The organism is Janthinobacterium sp. BJB401 (genome assembly GCF_013372745.1).
Taxonomy (GTDB): Bacteria; Pseudomonadota; Gammaproteobacteria; order Burkholderiales; family Burkholderiaceae_D; genus Janthinobacterium; species Janthinobacterium rivuli.
Genome location: NZ_JABXFH010000008.1, coordinates 25333 through 42231 on the forward strand (window position 1 = coordinate 25333; position 16899 = coordinate 42231).

Here is a 16899-nt window from a genome sequence, read left to right on the forward strand (position 1 = left end):
ATCAGCCGGCCGGCCGCCCCGTGCCCTGCAAGGGGATCTGCAGGGACAGCCGGCAACCGGCGCCCGAGGCCGGCAAGCCCACCTCGAACTGGCCGCCCAGCGCCGTCACCCGCTCGGCGATGCCGATCAGGCCAAAGCACTGTTTTTTACGCTGCTGCTGCGGCGTGATGCCGATGCCGTTGTCGCTGATGGCCACGTACACGGCGCAGGCATCCGAACTGAGCTCGATCTCGACCAGGCTGGCCTGGGCATGGCGCATGACGTTGCTGAGCGCTTCTTGCACGATGCGGAACAGCACGATCTCGACCTGGCTGCCGATGGCGGAAAACAGCGCCTCGTCGCGTATCAGCAACTGGCAAGCGACGCCGCTGCGCTTGCGGAAGTCGCCCACCTGCCACTCGATGGCGGCCTGCAAGCCCAGGTCCAGCGCCATCGGGCGCAGCTCGTTCATGATGCCGCGCACGCTCTTGATGGTGGTGTCGACGTTGCTGAGCACGGCGCCGACCCGGCGGTGCAGGCGCGGATGGGAACCTTCCGTGCGGGCGCTGAGCATGGAAATATCGATGCGCAGCGCCAACAGGTTTTGCCCCAGTTCATCGTGGATATCGCGCGAGATGCGCTTGCGCTCGTCTTCCTTGGCCGTTTCCAGGTGCAGCGCCAGCTGGCGCAGCTGCGCATGCGACTGGCGCAGGGCGCCGTCCATCAGCTTGCGTTCGGTAATGTCCGTGTGCGCCACCACCACGCGCAGCGGCCCTTCGCCAAGAAAACGGCTGACCCTGGCCTGCGACCAGCGGGGGCCTGAGCGCGTGGCAAACTCATACTCGAGCGCAAACGCGTCCGCATTGCCGGCAATCACGGCGCGGATGCCGGCGGCCAGCTCGCGCCCGGCACTGCGCTGCCAGCGCGGATCCGTCTCGCAAAATTCCAGGTACTGCAGCGGCTGCGGCGTTTGCCCGACGAAGGCCAGGCAAGCCTGGTTGGCATGCACGACGCGCCCCGCCCGGTCCAGCACCAGCACCCGGTCCGTCAAGGAATCGATGGTGGCGTGAAAGAAGCGCTCGGCGTCGCGCAAGGCTTCCTGCGCCCGCTCGCGCTGGTGCACTTCCAGCTGCAGGTGCTGGTTGGCGCGCAGCAATTCGGCCGTGCGGTCGACCACCCGCTGGTCCAGCTCGCGATGCAGCTCGCGCAAGTCCGCCTCGGCCAGCTTGCGCTCGGTGATGTCGGAAAACACGCCGACAAAATGGCTGATCGCCCCATCCGGGCTGCGCATGGGCGTGATCGACAGCGATTCGACGAAGCGCTCGCCATTCTTGCGCCGGTTCACCAGTTCGCCATACCAGCTGCCATCCTGGTGCAGGCTGCGCCACATGGCCTCATAAAAATGCGGCAAATGCGTGCCGCCGCCGAGGAAGGACGGATCGCGCCCGATGGCTTCCTCCGCCTGGTAGCCGGTGATGGTGGTGAAAGCGGGGTTGACGGAAATGATGCGGTTGGCGCTGTCCGTCACGAGCACGCCTTCGCGGATGCTGTCGAGTATCACAAACGCGCGCCGCAAGGCCGATTCGCGCACGTGCTCGTCGCCCAGGTCCGTCACCAGCATGCGCGCCGTGGCGCTGTCCGCATCGTAATTGGCTTCGATGCGCACCATGCCGCGCATGCCGCCCGCTTCGCCTTCGAACAGCGGCGCTTCGAGCACCTGGCGCGCGCCACCCGTGAAGACGGCGTCGAGGAAGAGCCGGAAGCCGCCCTGCGCCTGGGGCGCGACGAATTGTTCGAAACGCCGCCCCAGCAGCCGGTTCTTGTCACGTTGCAACAAGCCGCAGGCCGCCACGTTGACACGCGTGATGACGCCTTCGCGCGCCAGCGAGAAATAGCTGACGGGCGCCTGCTCATACAGCTGCGCATAACGGTCGCGGCTGCTTTCATATTCATTCTTCAGCTGCTCCAGTTCGGCCAGGGCCGCGCTCTGCATTTCCAGCTCGATCTGGCTGACCTGCAACTCATGCAGCTGGCGCATCACCTCTTCATTCGACTGCGGCACGGGCTGGCGCTGCTGCGCCGCCAATTGCTCGGCCTGCTCTCGCAATCTGGCCGGCACGCTCTCCTCGTCGAATGGTTCGTTCATGACACGTTCTCGCCGCTATTGCCTGCCGCCGCGGCGCCGGACTGGATCTGGCGCAGCTGGGCTTCCAGCAGTTTCGATTCGGTAATGTTGATAAAAGTCACCACCACGCCATCGATCACATTTTCGATCGTACGGTACGGCATGATGCGCACGTTGTACCAGCGCCCCGTCTTGGTTTCCACTTGCCGTTCGCAAAATACGAGACTGCGGATCACTTCCAGCGCATCGTCTTCCAGGCCCGGATAATCGAGGTCGTTGACGATGTCGCTGAGCGGACGGCGCAAGTCCGTCTGGATCAGCTTGTAGATTTGCGTGGCCGGCGCCGTGAAGCGGCGGATGCGCAGGTCGCTGTCGAGGAAAATGGTGGCGATGTCGGTACTGTTGAGCAGGTTCTTCATGTCGCTGTTGACCAGCGACAAGTCATCGACCTTCGATTGCAGCTCCGCATTGACCGTGTACAGCTCCTCATTGAGCGACTGCATCTCTTCCTTCGAGGTGGTCAGCTCCTCGTTCGTCGATTGCAGCTCTTCATTGGTTGACTGCAATTCCTCGTTGGCCGATTTGAGTTCCTCACGCGAGGTCTGCATCTCGTCGCGCACGGCCTGGATTTCGTTGCGCGCCTGCGCCAGTTGCTGTTCCAGTTCCAGCACCTTAGGGTTCGGCGAGCGCCCGCGGCGCGCCTCGGCCACTAGCGGCACGCTGGAAAACGTGACGAAGACCATGCCGCGCAAGGATTCAGGCTGGCTCAGCGCTTCCGCGCTCAAGTCCACGCCCAGCGACTGCCCCAGATGGTCCTTGACCACCAGCCCCTTCAGGCGCACCACGCTTTCGCTTTGCAGCGCTTGCTTGATGAGACCGGCCAGCTCGTAGCGCAAGCCTTCGCGCGCCATCGCATGGATGTTCCAGTTGGCCTTGCCGGCAGCCGGTTCGAGGAAGGCGCCCGTGCGGCCGTTGATGTACAGGATGTCGCCATCCTGGTTCAGCAGCGCGGCGGCAGGCGAATATTTCTGGAGCAATAATTGCTCGACATGGGATTGAATCTTTCCAGTCATGCTGACTTCTCTCGTGTCGCTAGGTGTAGGGGGGGATGCCAACGATACCTTGGTAGGAAAATACGTGGGCAGGCGCTGGCGCGCCAGGTTGTCGAGACGGCGGTACAGCCGGGTCGACGTGGTCAGCGGCGAAAACAGGTCGGAAAAATGACCGGGCGTGTCGGCGCTGCCCAGGAGCAAAATCCCGTCGCGGTTCAAGGCGTAATGAAACAAGGGTATCAAACGCTGCTGCAGCTTGGCATTGAGATAAATCAACAAGTTGCGGCAGCACAGGATATCGAGCTTGGTGAACGGCGGATCCGAAATGATGTTTTGCTGGGCAAAGATGATGGTGTTGCGGATCTCTTTTTTGACGTGGTAGTCATTCTTGTCGCGCAAGAAGAAACGTCCGAGGCGCTCGGCCGACACATCGCTGCTGATGCTGTGCGGAAAACGTCCCTGGCGCGCGCGGTCGATGGCGTCGGCCGACAGGTCGGTGGCAAAGATCTGCAGGCTGTACTTCGACGGCGGATTGATGCTGGCCACCACTTCATGGAAGACCATGGCCAGCGAATACGCTTCCTCGCCCGTGGAACAGGCGGGCACCCAGGCCTTGAAGGCGCGTCCGTCCGGATGGGCCGCCAGCATTTGCGGCAAGGCCACCATCTTCAGGTATTCCCATACCTTGGGGTCGCGGAAGAAACTCGTCACGCCGATCAGTAATTCCTTGAACAGCAAGTCGATCTCGGCCGGATTGGCGCGCAAATACGGCACGTAATCTTCCATCGACGTCATTTGATACAAGCTCATGCGCCGCTCGATGCGCCGCAGCACCGTGTTGATCTTGTAATCGGTAAAACTGTTGCCCGTATGTTCGGACAGCAAGGCGACAATTTCTTGCAGTGAATTGCGCCCGTTCGGCTCATGGCCCGGCAGGCTGAGGAAGCTGCTGCGGAACAGATAGGTGATGATCTTGTCCGGCATCTTGTCGGGAAAATCGACCAGGTCGACCACTTCGGCCGATATCGCGCTCTGCGGCATCATGTCGAACTTGGCCGTATCGGGGTGCTGGGCCAGGGTCAGGCCGCCTGCCTGCTTGATCGCCAGCAAGCCGCGCGTGCCGTCGTTGCCCATGCCGGAAAAGATCACGCCGACAGCCAGTTCGCCCAGTTCACTGGCAAGGTTTTCGAAAAAGGTGTTGATGGGCAAGCGGTGCCCGCGCAGCTGCACCGGCTCGCTGAGCACGAAACGCCCCTTCGACAGGCCCAGGTCGGCATTTGACGGGATCACATAGATATGATTCGGCCGCAATTCCGCCTGGTGCGTGATTTCCGTGACGGGAATGCTGGTGGCGCGCTGCAGCAGTTCCGGCAGCATGGCCTTTTGCGTGGGATCGAGATGCTGAATCACCACATAGGCAATCCCGCTTTCCTGCGGCACGTTCGCCAGGAAAGCGACGATGGGATCGAGCCCGCCGGCGGATGCGCCAATGGCCACCACAGGACAAACGATGGTGGCCACTTCGGGGACGGAGGCATTGCTGTGTTTACTGCGTGTCATCGTCGGCAAGAATCCAGCCACGGCCAAAGCGTCAGGCTGGGAATTGATAATCTTGCATTCTAGCACTCAAGATGCGCGGCAAAACGCGAATTTGGCGCAGGGAGTTTCCTGCGCCTGCCGACTCCCTTACTGTGCCTGCGGCGCATGCCAGCCGCCGCCCAGCGACTGAATCAGGGCCACGGCCGTCGTCTGGCGGTCCGCCTGCGCCTGCACCAGCGAACGGCGCGCCGACAGGGCCGTCACTTGCGCCGTCACCACGTCCGTATAGCCGACCTGGCCCGCGTTGTAGCGGTTCAGCATCTGCTGCTCGACCTGGTCGGCGGCGGACGACGCCTGCTGGCGCAAGGCCAGTTGTTCGGCCAGCGCGCGCGTGGCCGACAACTGGTCTTCCACGGCGCCAAAGGCACTCAATACCGTCTGGCGGTAGCGCGCCACGGCCGCTTCATGCCCCGCCTTGGCCGCATCCACGCTGGCCGTGGTGGCGCCCGCATTGAACAGGGTTTGCGCGGCCGACACGCCCAAGGACCACAGGCTCGACGATGCATTGAACAGGTCGCCCACACGGCTGGCGCCGGAACCGTACGATCCCGTCAGGTTCAGGCTCGGGTAATAGGCGGAACGGGCGATGCCTATCTGCTCGTTGGCCACGGCCACGCGGCGCTCGGCGGCCGCGATGTCGGGACGGCGCTGCAGCAGGGTCGACGGCACGCCCAGCGGCACCTCGGGCACGGTCAGGGTCCACGGCGCCACGGCCAGGCTGAAGTCGGACGGCGCGCGGCCCAGCAGGATGGCGATCGCGTGTTCGAGCTGCTGGCGCGCACGCGTCTGGCTGGACAAATCGATCTGCGCATTGGCCAGCTGCGTCTGCGCCTGCAGCAGGTCGGACTTGGCGGCGATGCCGGAGTTGAAGCGGTTGCTGGTGATCTCGAGCACGCGCTTGTAGCCGTCGATCGTGGCAGTGAGCAGCGCGATCTGCGCATCGCTCTGGCGCAGCGAAAAGTAATTGGTGGCCAGTTCGCCCTGCGCCGACAGGCGCGCCGCGGCCAGGTCCGCCGCGCTGGCGCTGGCACTGGCGTCCGCCCCCGTCACGCCGGCGCGCAGCTTGCCCCACACGTCCGGTTCCCACGAGGCGCCGATGGCCGCCTTGAAATTATTGTTCGTCTGCTGCTCGCCCCCGCCGCCGGAGCGGGCGCCGCTGCCCGTCAGGTTCACCGTCGGGAACAGCGAGGCGCGCTGTTCGCGCACCAGCGCGCGCGCCTGCTCGTACGAGGCGATGGCGGCGGCCACGTTCTGGTTCGATATGTCGATGCCTTCGGCCAGCTGGTTCAGCTGCGCGTCGCCGAACAGGGTCCACCACGGCCCCCGCTCCAGGGTATCGGCCGGCACGGCCGGTTGCCAGCCGGCCGCCTCCTTGAACGTTTGCGGCGCGGCGGCCGCCGGCGTTTCATACGCGGGGCTGACGGCGCAGCCGGCCAGCAGCAGGAAAGCGGTGGCAGCGGCCAGCGCCAGCAGGTGGCGTGCGGGGACGGCGGATGGAATAGGTTTTACTTGCTTCATGATTGTGTGCTCGGGTTATCTGGCCCAGGAATGCGGCTCAATTGCTGCTCGTCGGCGCTGCGCGTGCGCAGCTTGTCGAGCAGGATGTAGACCACCGGGGTGGTCAGCAATGTGAGTAACTGGCTGGCAATCAGGCCGCCGATGATGGCGACCCCCAAGGGCTGGCGTAGCTCCGACCCCTCGCCGAAACCGATCGCCAGCGGCAAGGCGCCAAGCGCCGCCGCCAGGGTGGTCATCAGAATGGGGCGGAAACGCAGCAAACATGCCTCGCGTACCGCCTCCACCGCAGTCAAGCCGCGCGAACGCTCGGCCTCCAGCGCGAAGTCGATGATCAATATAGCATTTTTCTTGACGATACCGATCAACAGGAACACGCCGATCAGGGCGATGATGGAAAACTCCATGCGGAACAGCAGCAAGGCCAGCACGGCGCCCACGCCTGCCGACGGCAAGGTCGACAGCACGGTGACGGGGTGGATCAGGCTTTCGTACAGGATGCCCAGCACGATGTAGATCACCACGATGGCCGCCAGAATCAACAGCGGCTGCTCCTTGTTGCTGTCCTGCGCGCTCTTCGCCGAACCCTGGAAGCTGCCGCGCACATTGACGGGCATGCCGATTTCCGACTCCGCCTGGGCCACGGCAGCCTGCCCGTCGCTGAGCGGATAGCCGTCGGCCAGGTTGAACGACACGGTGGTCGCCAGCTCCCCGCCCTGGTGATTGATCGAGGTGGCCGTCGAGCTTTCCGCGAAGGTGCTGAACGACGACAGCGGCACCATGTGCGCCAGGGTCGTGGACAGGGCCGAGCCGCTGGACGGGTCGCGCGCCGCCGTCGTATTGGACGTCGTCGCAGTGACGGTGCTGGTGGTGGTTGTCGTGGCCGTGGCCGTGGCTGCGACGGCGGCCGCATTCGACGCCGGCACGTACACGGAGCGCAGCGCTTCCGGACTTTGCGCATAGCGCGGCGCCACTTCCATGATCACGTGGTACTGGTTCAGCTCATCGTAGATGGTCGCCACCTGGCGCTGGCCGAAGCTGTTGTACAGCGCATTGTCGATATCCTTGACTTGCACGCCCAGCTGCGTGGCGCGGTCCTTGTCGATGCTGACAAAGGTTTCCACGCCGTTTTCCGCCTGGTCCGTGTCGACGTCGATCAGGGCCGGCTGCAGCTTCATCTGGTCGGCCAGTTTCGCCGCCCATTTCTTCAGGTCCGCCTGGTTGTCGCTGATCAGGGTGTACTGGTAGGTCGAATTGCTCGAACGCCCGCCCATGCGCAAATCCTGCACGGGGTTGAGGAACAGCGAGATGCCCGTCACCTTGGCCAGCTGCGGACGCAAGCGGGCGATCACGGCCTGCCCCTTGTCCGTGCGCTGCGACGCCGGTTTCAAGTCGATGAACATGAAGCCGCCCCCCGCCCTGCCGCCGCCCGTGAATCCAACGACGGTGGCGACGGCCGGATCGTCCTTGATGATGTCGACCAGCTGGCGCAATTTGCCCTGCATGGCCTGGAACGAGATGCTCTGGTCGGCGCGCATGCCGCCATTGATCTGGCCCGTATCCTGCTGCGGGAAGAAGCCCTTGGGCGCGGCGGCGAACAAATACACGTTCAGGCCGACGACGAACACGAGGATGGTCATCACGAGCGCGGCGCTGGACAAGGCCCAGTCCAGGCAGTGCTCGTAGACTTTCAGCATGCGCTCGAAGCCGCGTTCGAACCAGCGCGCGACAAGACCTGGCGGCTTGTGCTGCTCGCCGCTTTTCAGCAGCCAGGCGCACATCATCGGCGTGGTCGTGAGCGAAATGACGAGCGAAATCATCACGGCGGCCGACAGGGTCACGGCAAATTCGCGGAACAGCCGCCCCACCTGCCCGCCCATGAACAGCAGCGGGATAAAGACGGCCACCAGCGACAGACTGATCGACAGCACCGTAAAGCCTACCTCGCGCGCGCCCAGCAAGGCCGCCTTGAAACGGTCCATGCCCGCCTCGATGTGGCGCTGCGTGTTTTCCAGCACCACGATGGCGTCGTCGACGACAAAGCCCGTGGCCACCGTCAGCGCCATCAGCGACAGGTTGTTCAGGGAAAAGCCCAGCACGTACATGACGCCAAAGGTGCCCAACAGCGAGACGATGGTGGCGACAGCCGGGATGATGGTGGCGCGCACACTGCGCAAAAAGGCGCTGACCACCAGCACGACGAGCACGATGGACAGGATCAGGGTGAACTCGATCTCGTGCAGCGAGGAGCGGATGGAATTGGTGCTGTCGGACGCCACTTGCAGCTTGATGTCGCCCGGCAGCTGCGCCTGCAGTTGCGGCAGCAGCGCGCGCACGCCGTCCACCGTGGCGATGACGTTGGCGCCGGGCTGGCGCGTGATCAGCACGATGACGGCCGGGTCGCCATTGAACAGGCCCAGGGTATTGTTGTTCTCTACGCCGTCGACCACGTCGGCCACGTCGTCGAGGCGGATGGCGGCGCCGTCGCGCCAGGCCACCACCAGGCTGCGGTAATCACTTGCTGAGCGCCCGCCCGACGCGGTGGTCGCACCCGAATAGATCTGCAGGCTGCGCTCATCGCCGGAAATCGCCCCTTTCGGGCGGTTGGCGTTGCTGGCCTGGATGGCCGCGCGCACGTCTTCCATCGACACGCTGTAGTGATTGAGCTGATATGGCAGCAGTTCCACGCGTACGGCAGGCAGCGAGCCGCCGCCCAGTTCCACGTCGCCCACGCCCTTGACCTGCGCCACCTTCTGCTGCACCAGGTTTGACACGGCGTCGTAGATCTGGCCCGGCGTGCGCGTTTTCGACGTCAGCGCCAGGATGATCACGGGCGCGTCGGACGGATTGGCCTTGCGGTAGGTGGGATTGCTGCGCAAGGTGGCCGGCAAGTCCACGCGCGCGGCGGCAATCGCGGCCTGCACTTCGCGCGCGGCCGAATCGATCTTGCGGTTCAAGTCGAACTGCAAATTGATGCGCGCCGAGCCCGTGCCCGACGACGACGTCATCTCGTTCACGCCCGAGATCACACCGAGGCGCCGTTCCAGCGGCGTGGCCACCGAGGTGGCCATGGTCGCGGGGCTGGCGCCGGGCAAGCTGGCGCTGACGGAAATGGTCGGATAATCGACCTGCGGCAGCGGCGAGACGGGCAGCACGAAGAAGGCGCCGATACCGGCCAGCGCGATGCCGATGGTCAGCAGCACGGTGGCGATGGGACGCTTGACGAACGGTTCGGACAGGTTCACGCGGCGCTCCCCGCATTATCGGCCGGCTTGTCCAGCTTGACGCCCCGCGTTCTGGAGGCGAAGCGCTGGCCCAGGCGGTCGAAGCCCAGGTAGATGACGGGCGTGGTAAACAGGGTCAGCACCTGGCTGACGATCAGGCCGCCGAAGATGGCCAGGCCCAGCGGACGGCGCAGCTCGGCGCCCTCGCCCCAGCCCAGCATCAGCGGCACGGCCGCGAACAGGGCAGCCAGGGTCGTCATCAGGATGGGACGAAAGCGCAGCAGCGCCGCCTGGTGGATGGCTTCCTGCGGGCTCTTGCCTTCATCGCGTTCGGCCTCGATGGCGAAGTCGATCATCATGATGGCGTTCTTCTTGACGATGCCGATCAGCAGGATGATGCCGATGATGCCGATCACGCCCAGGTCCTGCCCCGAGATCATCAGCGCCAGCAAGGCGCCCACGCCGGCCGACGGCAGCGTCGACAAAATCGTCAGCGGGTGGATGTAGCTTTCGTACAGCACGCCCAGCACGATGTAGACGCAAACGACGGCGGCGAGAATCAGCCACAGCTGGTTCGACAGCGAGTTTTCATACGCGCCGGCCGCGCCGAGGAAGGTCAGGGTCACCGATGGGGGCAAGGCGATGTCTTTCGCCGCCTGGCGGATGGCGTCGACGGCGCTGCCCAGCGCCACGCCCTGCGTCGTGTCGAAACCCAGGGTGGTGGCCGGGTACTGCGCCACGTGCGTGATTTGCAGCGGCGCCTGTTTTTCGCTGACGCTGGCAAACGCGGACAGCGGCGTCGACTTGCCGGACCCCGTGCGCACCTGCAGGTCCGACAGGTCGGTCGGCGTGGTGACGATGCCCGGTTGCGCTTCGAGGATGACGCGGTACTGGTTGGTTTCCGTGAAAATCGTCGAAATGATGCGCTGACCGAAGGCGTTATATAACGCGTCGTCGACGGTGGCCGTGGTGACGGACATGCGCGCGGCGCTGTCACGGTCGATCGCCACCGTGACGGCGGCGCCCGTGGCGCCCGCATCCGTGACGACGTTGCGCAGCTGCGATTTTTCACGCATGCGCGCGGCCAGCTTGCCGGCCCACTCGGTGACGGTGGCCGTATCGGCCCCTTCCAGCGAGACGCGGTACTGCGTCGGACCCGATTCCGCATCGATGGTGAGGTCCTGCGTCGGCTGCAGATACAGGGTCACGCCGGCCACCTTGGCCACGCGGTTTCGCAGGCGCTCCATGACCTCGTCCTGGCTGCCGCTGCGCGGACGCTTCAGGTTGATCAGCATGCTGCCCGTGTGCAGCATGGTGTTGTTGGCCGCATCGACGCCGACGAGGGAACTCAGGGTATCGACGGCGGGGTCTTCCAGCAGCGCGCTGGCGGCGGCCTGCTGCAAGGTCGCCATGCGCTCGTACGAGACGGCTTGCGAGGTTTCGATGCGCGCCTTCAGCTGCCCCGTGTCCTGCGTGGGGAACAGGCCTTTCGGAATGGTGACATACAGGATGACGGTCAGCAGCAACGTGGCCAGGGCCACGAGCAGGGTCAGTCCCTGGCGTTTCAATACCCACACCAGCGCATGGTCGTACTGCACGATGACGCGGTCGAGGAAAGCCTGGATGCGCTGGCCCGTGGCGCTGACTTTTTCGTCGGCGTGGCTTTTCAGCCAGCGCGCCGACATCATCGGCACCAGGGTCAAGGACACCACGGCGGAAATCAGAATCGTGATGGCCAGGGTCATGGCAAATTCGCGGAACAGCCGGCCCACCACGTCGCCCATGAACAGCAGGGGAATCAGCACGGCGATCAGTGACACGGTCAGCGAGATGATGGTAAAGCCGATCTGCGACGCGCCTTTCAGGGCGGCGGCCATCGGCGTTTCGCCCTCTTCGATGTAGCGGGCGATGTTTTCGATCATGACGATGGCGTCATCGACGACAAAGCCCGTGGCGATGGTCAGCGCCATCAAGGAGAGGTTGTTCAGGCTGTAGCCGAGCAAATACATGACGCCGCAGGCGCCGATCAGCGAGATCGGCACGGACAGGCTGGCGATCACGGTGGCGCGCACGCTGTGCAAAAAGGCGAAGATCACCAGCACCACCAGCAGCACGGACAACAGCAGTTCCAGTTCCACGTGTTCGACGGAGGCGCGGATGCCCGTCGTGCGGTCGCTCAGCACGTCGAGCTTCATGGCCGCCGGCAGGCTGGCCTGCAGGTCGGGCAGCAGGGCCTTGATGGCGTCGACCGTCTTGATGACGTTGGCGCCGGGCTGGCGCTGCACGTTCAGGATGATGGCCGGCTGCTTGCCCGACCAGGCGCCAAGGCGCGTGTTTTCCGCGCTGTCGACGACGTTGGCCACGTCGGACAGGCGCACGGGTGCGCCGTTTTTATAGGTGATGATCAGGCGCTTGTAGTCTTCCGCCGTGACCAGCTGGTCGTTGGCGTTGATGGTAAACGAGCGCGTGGGGCCGTCGAAACTGCCCTTGGCGCTGTTGACGTTGGCCGCCGCGATGGCCGTGCGCAGGCTGTCGAGGCCCAGGCCATACGACGCCAGCAATTTGGTGTCGCCCTGGATGCGCACGGCCGGACGCTGGCCGCCCGACAGCGAGACGAGGCCCACGCCATTGACCTGGCTGATTTTCAGCGCCAGACGCGTGTTGACGATATTTTGCACCTGCGTCAGCGGCATCGTGTCCGACGTGATGGCCAGGGTCAGCACGGGCGCGTCGGCCGGGTTGATCTTCGCGTACACGGGCGGCGCCGGCAAGTCGGTGGGCAGCAGGGAGCCGCCCGCGTTGATGGCCGCCTGCACTTCCTGCTCGGCCACGTCCAGGGTCTGGCCCAAGGTAAATTGCAGGGTGATGAGGGAGACGCCGGCCGCGCTGGTGGAACTCATGCGCTGCAAACCCGACATCTGCCCGAACTGGCGCTCCAGCGGCGCCGTGACGGTCTGCCCCATGACTTCGGGACTGGCGCCCGGGTACAGGGTCTGCACCTGGATGGTGGGGAAGTCCACCTGCGGCAAGGCGGCCAGCGGCAGGAACTTGAAGCCGACCAGCCCCGCCAGCACGATGGCCAGCATCAGCAGCGCCGTGGCGACGGGGCGCTGGATGAATGGCGTCGATGGACTCATTGCGCTGCGCCCTTCGCTGGCGCCGCGGCTGGCGCACTGGCCGGTGCCGATGCGGCAGCCGATGCGGCCGGCGCGCTGGCCGCGCCCTCAGCGTGCTGGCGGCGGTGGCGGCGTTCGCCATTCGCTCCGGCGCCACCTGCGCCGCCCATGGCCGGCTTGTCGCCCGCCAAGGTGACTTTCGCGCCTTCCTTCAGGCGGTCGGCGCCTTCCGTAATGACCTGTTCTCCCGCTTCCAGGCCGGCGCGGATTTCCACCATGTCGGTGGTGGCCTGGCCACGCGTGACCATGCGCACGGTGACGGTTTTATCCGCTTTCAGCACGTAGACGAAATCGCCGTTGTTACTGTGGCGCAGGGCCGTCACTGGCACCAGCACGGCGCCCGTGATGTTGCCCAGCTCCAGGCGCACGTTGACGAACTGGCTGGGGAACAGCGCCATCTTGTCGTTCGCGTAGCGGGCCTTGGCGCGCACGGTGCCCGTCTGCACGTCGACCTGGTTGTCCAGCGCGCTCAAGCCGCCCTTGTCCAGCGTATGCGTGCGCGTGCGGTCCAGCGCCAGCGCAGCCAGGGCCGAACCCGCGTTCAGGCGTTCCTGGATGGTTTGCACTTTATCCTGCGGCACGGAGAATTCCACGTCGATGGGCGAGAGCTGCGTCACCACCACCACGCCGCCCGTGTCGCTGGTGCTCACCAGATTGCCGATATCGACCACCTTCAGGCCCGCGCGCCCGCTGATCGGCGAGACCACCTTGGTGTAGCCCAGATTGAGTTTGGCCGTGCCTTCGGCGGCGCGGTCCGTCATGACCGTGCCTTCCAGCTGCTTCACCAGGGCGGCCTGCGTGTCGACATCCTGGCGCGCGATGGAATCCTGGCCCAGCAAAGTCTGATAGCGTTTCAGGGTCAGGCGCGCGTTTTCCAGCTGCGCTTCATCGCGCTGGCGCTGGCCCGTGGCCTGCATCAGCGCCATCTCGAACTGGGCCGGGTCGATCTGCGCCACCACCTGGCCCGCCTTGACCATGCCGCCTTCCTTGAATTTCAGCTCTTTCAAAATGCCCGACACTTGCGGGCGCACCGTCACGGTGGACGCCGCCGTCACCGTGCCCAGCGCATCGAGCACCACGGGCAGGTCGGACTTGACGGCCGTGGCCACGCCGACGGTGGTCGAAGGGCCGCCGCGGCGCCCGCCGGGGCCTCCCGGTCCTCCAGGGCCACCGGCGCCAGGCTGCGCGCTGACGCCCGAGTGGGTCAGGTACCAGGCACCGCCCCCCAGCGCCGCCATCACGGCAAGCGCGATGACCGTGCCGACGATTTTCGAACGGCGGCTGCGCCGCGGGGTGTTGGGTGTAGTCTGCGAATCCATCGCTTATCCTTGTCTAGGCCGCTGGCACGGCGAGTCTGTGGCGCCGGCCGAGGTGGGACACACTCAGGCCGGACGACCGTTTTTCGGGGTTGTTTCGGTACAAAGCCGGGGGAGTCAAGAGCTGAAAATCAGCTGAAAAAACATCGCTCCCTAGCGTCAAACGACTCTAGCATAGTCATGTAACTGTTTCATTTCTACTTGAAACAATTACACACAGCCAGGCAGACCTGGGAGGATCGGGCGGGCCGGCAGGTGGGCCGCCACTGTGGGGGAACGGTGGAAAAATCAGGCTTGGCGGGCGTCGCGCCCCGGCGCCAGCGGCGCGCGGGCGACTCGCATGCAGATACAAACTCGCTACAAATCTCCCGCCAGCCGGCTTGACCTGGCGCCACGCGGGCCGATTGCGCTTACAGCGTCATGCCGAGGATGACATCCTGGTAGTCGGTGCGGCCCACACGGAAGGTGCGCCGGCCCAGCTGCGCAAAGCCGCAGCGCGCATAGAACGCCAGCGCATCGTGGTTTTCCGCGTACACGCCCAGCAGCACGCGCCCTGCCCCGCTGGCGCGCGCTTGGCTCAGCGCCGCCTGCATCAAACGCTGCCCCACGCGCTGGCCCTGGAAACGGTGCAGCAGGTAGATGCGCTTGATTTCCAGGTCATTCGGCCGCGGGTCTGCCACCGGCAGGCTGGCGGGGCTGAGCACCAGATAGCCGACGGGCGCGCCGCCCGGCGTGGCCTCGGCCAGCCACAAGCGCATGGCCGGCAGCGCCAGCCAGTCGCGGTACAGCTGCGCGTCGTGCTGGCGCTGGCAATGGGCGATGACGTCGGCGCCATCGAGGATGCCGGCAAACGCCTCGAGAAAAGTGGCCTGCCCCACCAGCGCCAGCGCTGCTTCATCGCCCTTGGCGCAAGGGCGGATGGTGATCGCGTTGTCGGTGTCTGCATTCATATCGCTTGGCATAGTCTGCTCCTCAAGGAAAACAAGCCGGGCGAAGCCGGCTTGAGGTCATATCACTACTGCGATTACTTGCCGCCTAAAGGCACCTCGCACAGGCAGTGCGTGAGGGCCATGAACGGTTTGTGTTCACGCGTGATGCCCGACAGCCAGGAGAGGTCCTGCGCCATGCCCAGCGCCGCGTCGGCCGGCAAGCCGGTCGTGGCCAGGCCCAGCTTCACGTGTTCGCCCAGTCCCAGCGAGGCCATGGCCTTGGAGCCGAACATGCCGATCAAGCGGTCCACGTTCGACGTTTCCTGCTCCAGGTACGTCACGCGGTAGTCGGCGCCCAGATTGGCGCGCTTGGCGGCCGAGGCCAGCGCATCGCCATAGCTGCCGATGCGGTCGACCAGGTTGCGCTCTTTCGCCTGCAAGCCCGTCCAGACGCGGCCCTGCGCCACTTCATTGATCTTTTCCGGCGTCGTCTTGCGCGCCTTCGCGGCCAGGTTCAGGAAGTCGCCATACACGTGGTTGATCGAGCCCTGGATCACTTGCGCAAAGCGCGGGTCGAGCGGACGCAATGGGTTGCCCGCGTCGGCCAGCCAGGTGGTCGGCGAACCGGCAGTGTGGATGCCCAGCTTTTCCACCACCTTGTCGGCCGTCGGCAGAATCGCGAACACGCCGATGGAACCGGTGATGGTGGCCGCGTCGGCGATGACTTCATCGGACGAGGTGCTGATCCAGTAGCCGCCCGAAGCGGCCACGTTGCCCATCGAGACGACCACCGGCTTGCCGGCGGCGCGCGTCAATTCCAGTTCGCGGCGGATCAATTCCGAGCCGAAGGCGCTGCCGCCCGGCGAATCGACGCGCAGCACGATGGCCTTGATCGATTTGTCTTCGCGTGCCTGGCGGATCAGGCGCGAGGTGGACAGGCCGCCGATGGAACCCGGTGCCGCGATGCCGTCGCCGATTTCGCCCGAGGCGATGACCACGCCGACGGCATCGCCGATGTGCACGGGACGCAAACGCGCCAGGTAATCGGTGTAGTTCACCTGGCGGAAATTCGTGCCTTCCGTGTTCTTCGCGCCGCGCGCCATCATGAACTGGCGCAGTTCGTCGCGCGTTTTCAGGCCGTCGACCAGCTTGGCGTCCAGCGACAGCTTGCCCAGATCGCCGCCGGCGGCCGTCATCAGCGCTGGCAACGCATCGATCGATTGCATGATGGCGCCGGCCGGCAGCTTGCGTGCCTTTTCCACGTCGGTCGTGTAGGTGGTCCACAGGCCGTTGTTCAGGTAGCGGTCCGCTTCGGCCGCCGCTTCGGACGGGCCGTTGGCGATGAAAGGCTCGGCCGCGCTTTTATACGTGCCCACTTTCAGCAGGTTGACCGTCACGCCCACTTTGTCGAGCGCGTCGCGGTAGTAATTGCGGTAGCGGCCAAAGCCTTCCAGCATGACGCCGCCCATCGGGTGCAGGAATACCTCGTCGGCCTTGGCCGCCACCAGGTACTGGCGCTGGTTGTAGCTCGAACCCCAGGCCGTGACTTTCTTGCCCGTGGCGCGGAAGCGTTCCACGCCGGCCGCCACTTCGCGCAGCGAAGCGAGGCCGCCGCCCTGCAATTCGTCGAGCAGGATCACCATGGAACCGATGTTCTTGTCCTTGGCCGCCGTGTCGAGCACGGCCAGCACGTCACGCAGCTGCACGTTTTTCTTGACTTCGCCGCTGACATTGGCAAGCACGGCCTCGCGCACGCCGCCCGGGGTTTCCTCGACCAGCGGGCCTTGCAAGTCCAGCACCAGGGTGGTCTTTTCCGCCAGGGGCTTGGCGCCGCCGCCGAAAATGGCGATCAGGATGGCGATGACGATCAGCAGGAAAAGCAGATTGATGACCGCGCGGCGGGTGGCGTCCAGCGCGCGCCAGAATGCGCCAAAACCGCGGCGCAGCGGCGGGAAGGGGTTGAGTGACATTGATGCTCCGTGAG

8 protein-coding genes are annotated in these 16899 nt (G+C 65.1%); all 8 read right to left on the reverse strand.

What is annotated here, in order from left to right; genetic code table 11:
- Window position 1 precedes the first annotated feature (1 nt).
- Window positions 2-2125: a PAS domain S-box protein gene (locus HWE17_RS07590; protein ID WP_255206153.1), complete on the reverse strand. Its 2124-nt coding sequence runs from the start codon at window positions 2123-2125 to the stop codon at window positions 2-4.
- Window positions 2122-4716 carry a chemotaxis protein CheB gene (locus HWE17_RS07595; RefSeq protein WP_176388356.1) on the reverse strand — a complete coding sequence of 865 codons (2595 nt, stop codon included), beginning with the start codon at window positions 4714-4716 and terminating at the stop codon, window positions 2122-2124. Before HWE17_RS07595 ends, HWE17_RS07590 begins: the two co-directional genes overlap by 4 nt.
- Before the next feature lie 126 nt (window positions 4717-4842).
- On the reverse strand, window positions 4843-6273 hold the full coding sequence (locus HWE17_RS07600) for an efflux transporter outer membrane subunit (protein WP_176388357.1): 1431 nt from the start codon (window positions 6271-6273) through the stop codon (window positions 4843-4845).
- The gene (locus HWE17_RS07605; protein WP_176388358.1) at window positions 6270-9515 is read right to left on the reverse strand and encodes an efflux RND transporter permease subunit; all 3246 of its coding nucleotides are present in this window, start codon (window positions 9513-9515) and stop codon (window positions 6270-6272) included. The genes HWE17_RS07600 and HWE17_RS07605 overlap by 4 nt, the downstream gene beginning before the upstream one ends.
- Complete coding sequence (locus HWE17_RS07610) at window positions 9512-12631, reverse strand: efflux RND transporter permease subunit (RefSeq protein WP_176388359.1); 3120 nt, start codon at window positions 12629-12631, stop codon at window positions 9512-9514. Before HWE17_RS07610 ends, HWE17_RS07605 begins: the two co-directional genes overlap by 4 nt.
- Complete coding sequence (locus HWE17_RS07615) at window positions 12628-13989, reverse strand: efflux RND transporter periplasmic adaptor subunit (protein ID WP_176388360.1); 1362 nt, start codon at window positions 13987-13989, stop codon at window positions 12628-12630. The genes HWE17_RS07610 and HWE17_RS07615 overlap by 4 nt, the downstream gene beginning before the upstream one ends.
- A gap of 407 nt (window positions 13990-14396) precedes the next feature.
- The gene (locus HWE17_RS07620) at window positions 14397-14936 is read right to left on the reverse strand and encodes a GNAT family N-acetyltransferase (RefSeq protein ID WP_176388361.1); all 540 of its coding nucleotides are present in this window, start codon (window positions 14934-14936) and stop codon (window positions 14397-14399) included.
- A 74-nt stretch (window positions 14937-15010) separates the two neighbouring features.
- On the reverse strand, window positions 15011-16885 hold the full coding sequence (gene sppA, locus HWE17_RS07625; protein ID WP_176388362.1) for a signal peptide peptidase SppA: 1875 nt from the start codon (window positions 16883-16885) through the stop codon (window positions 15011-15013).
- Window positions 16886-16899: the final 14 nt, after the last annotated feature.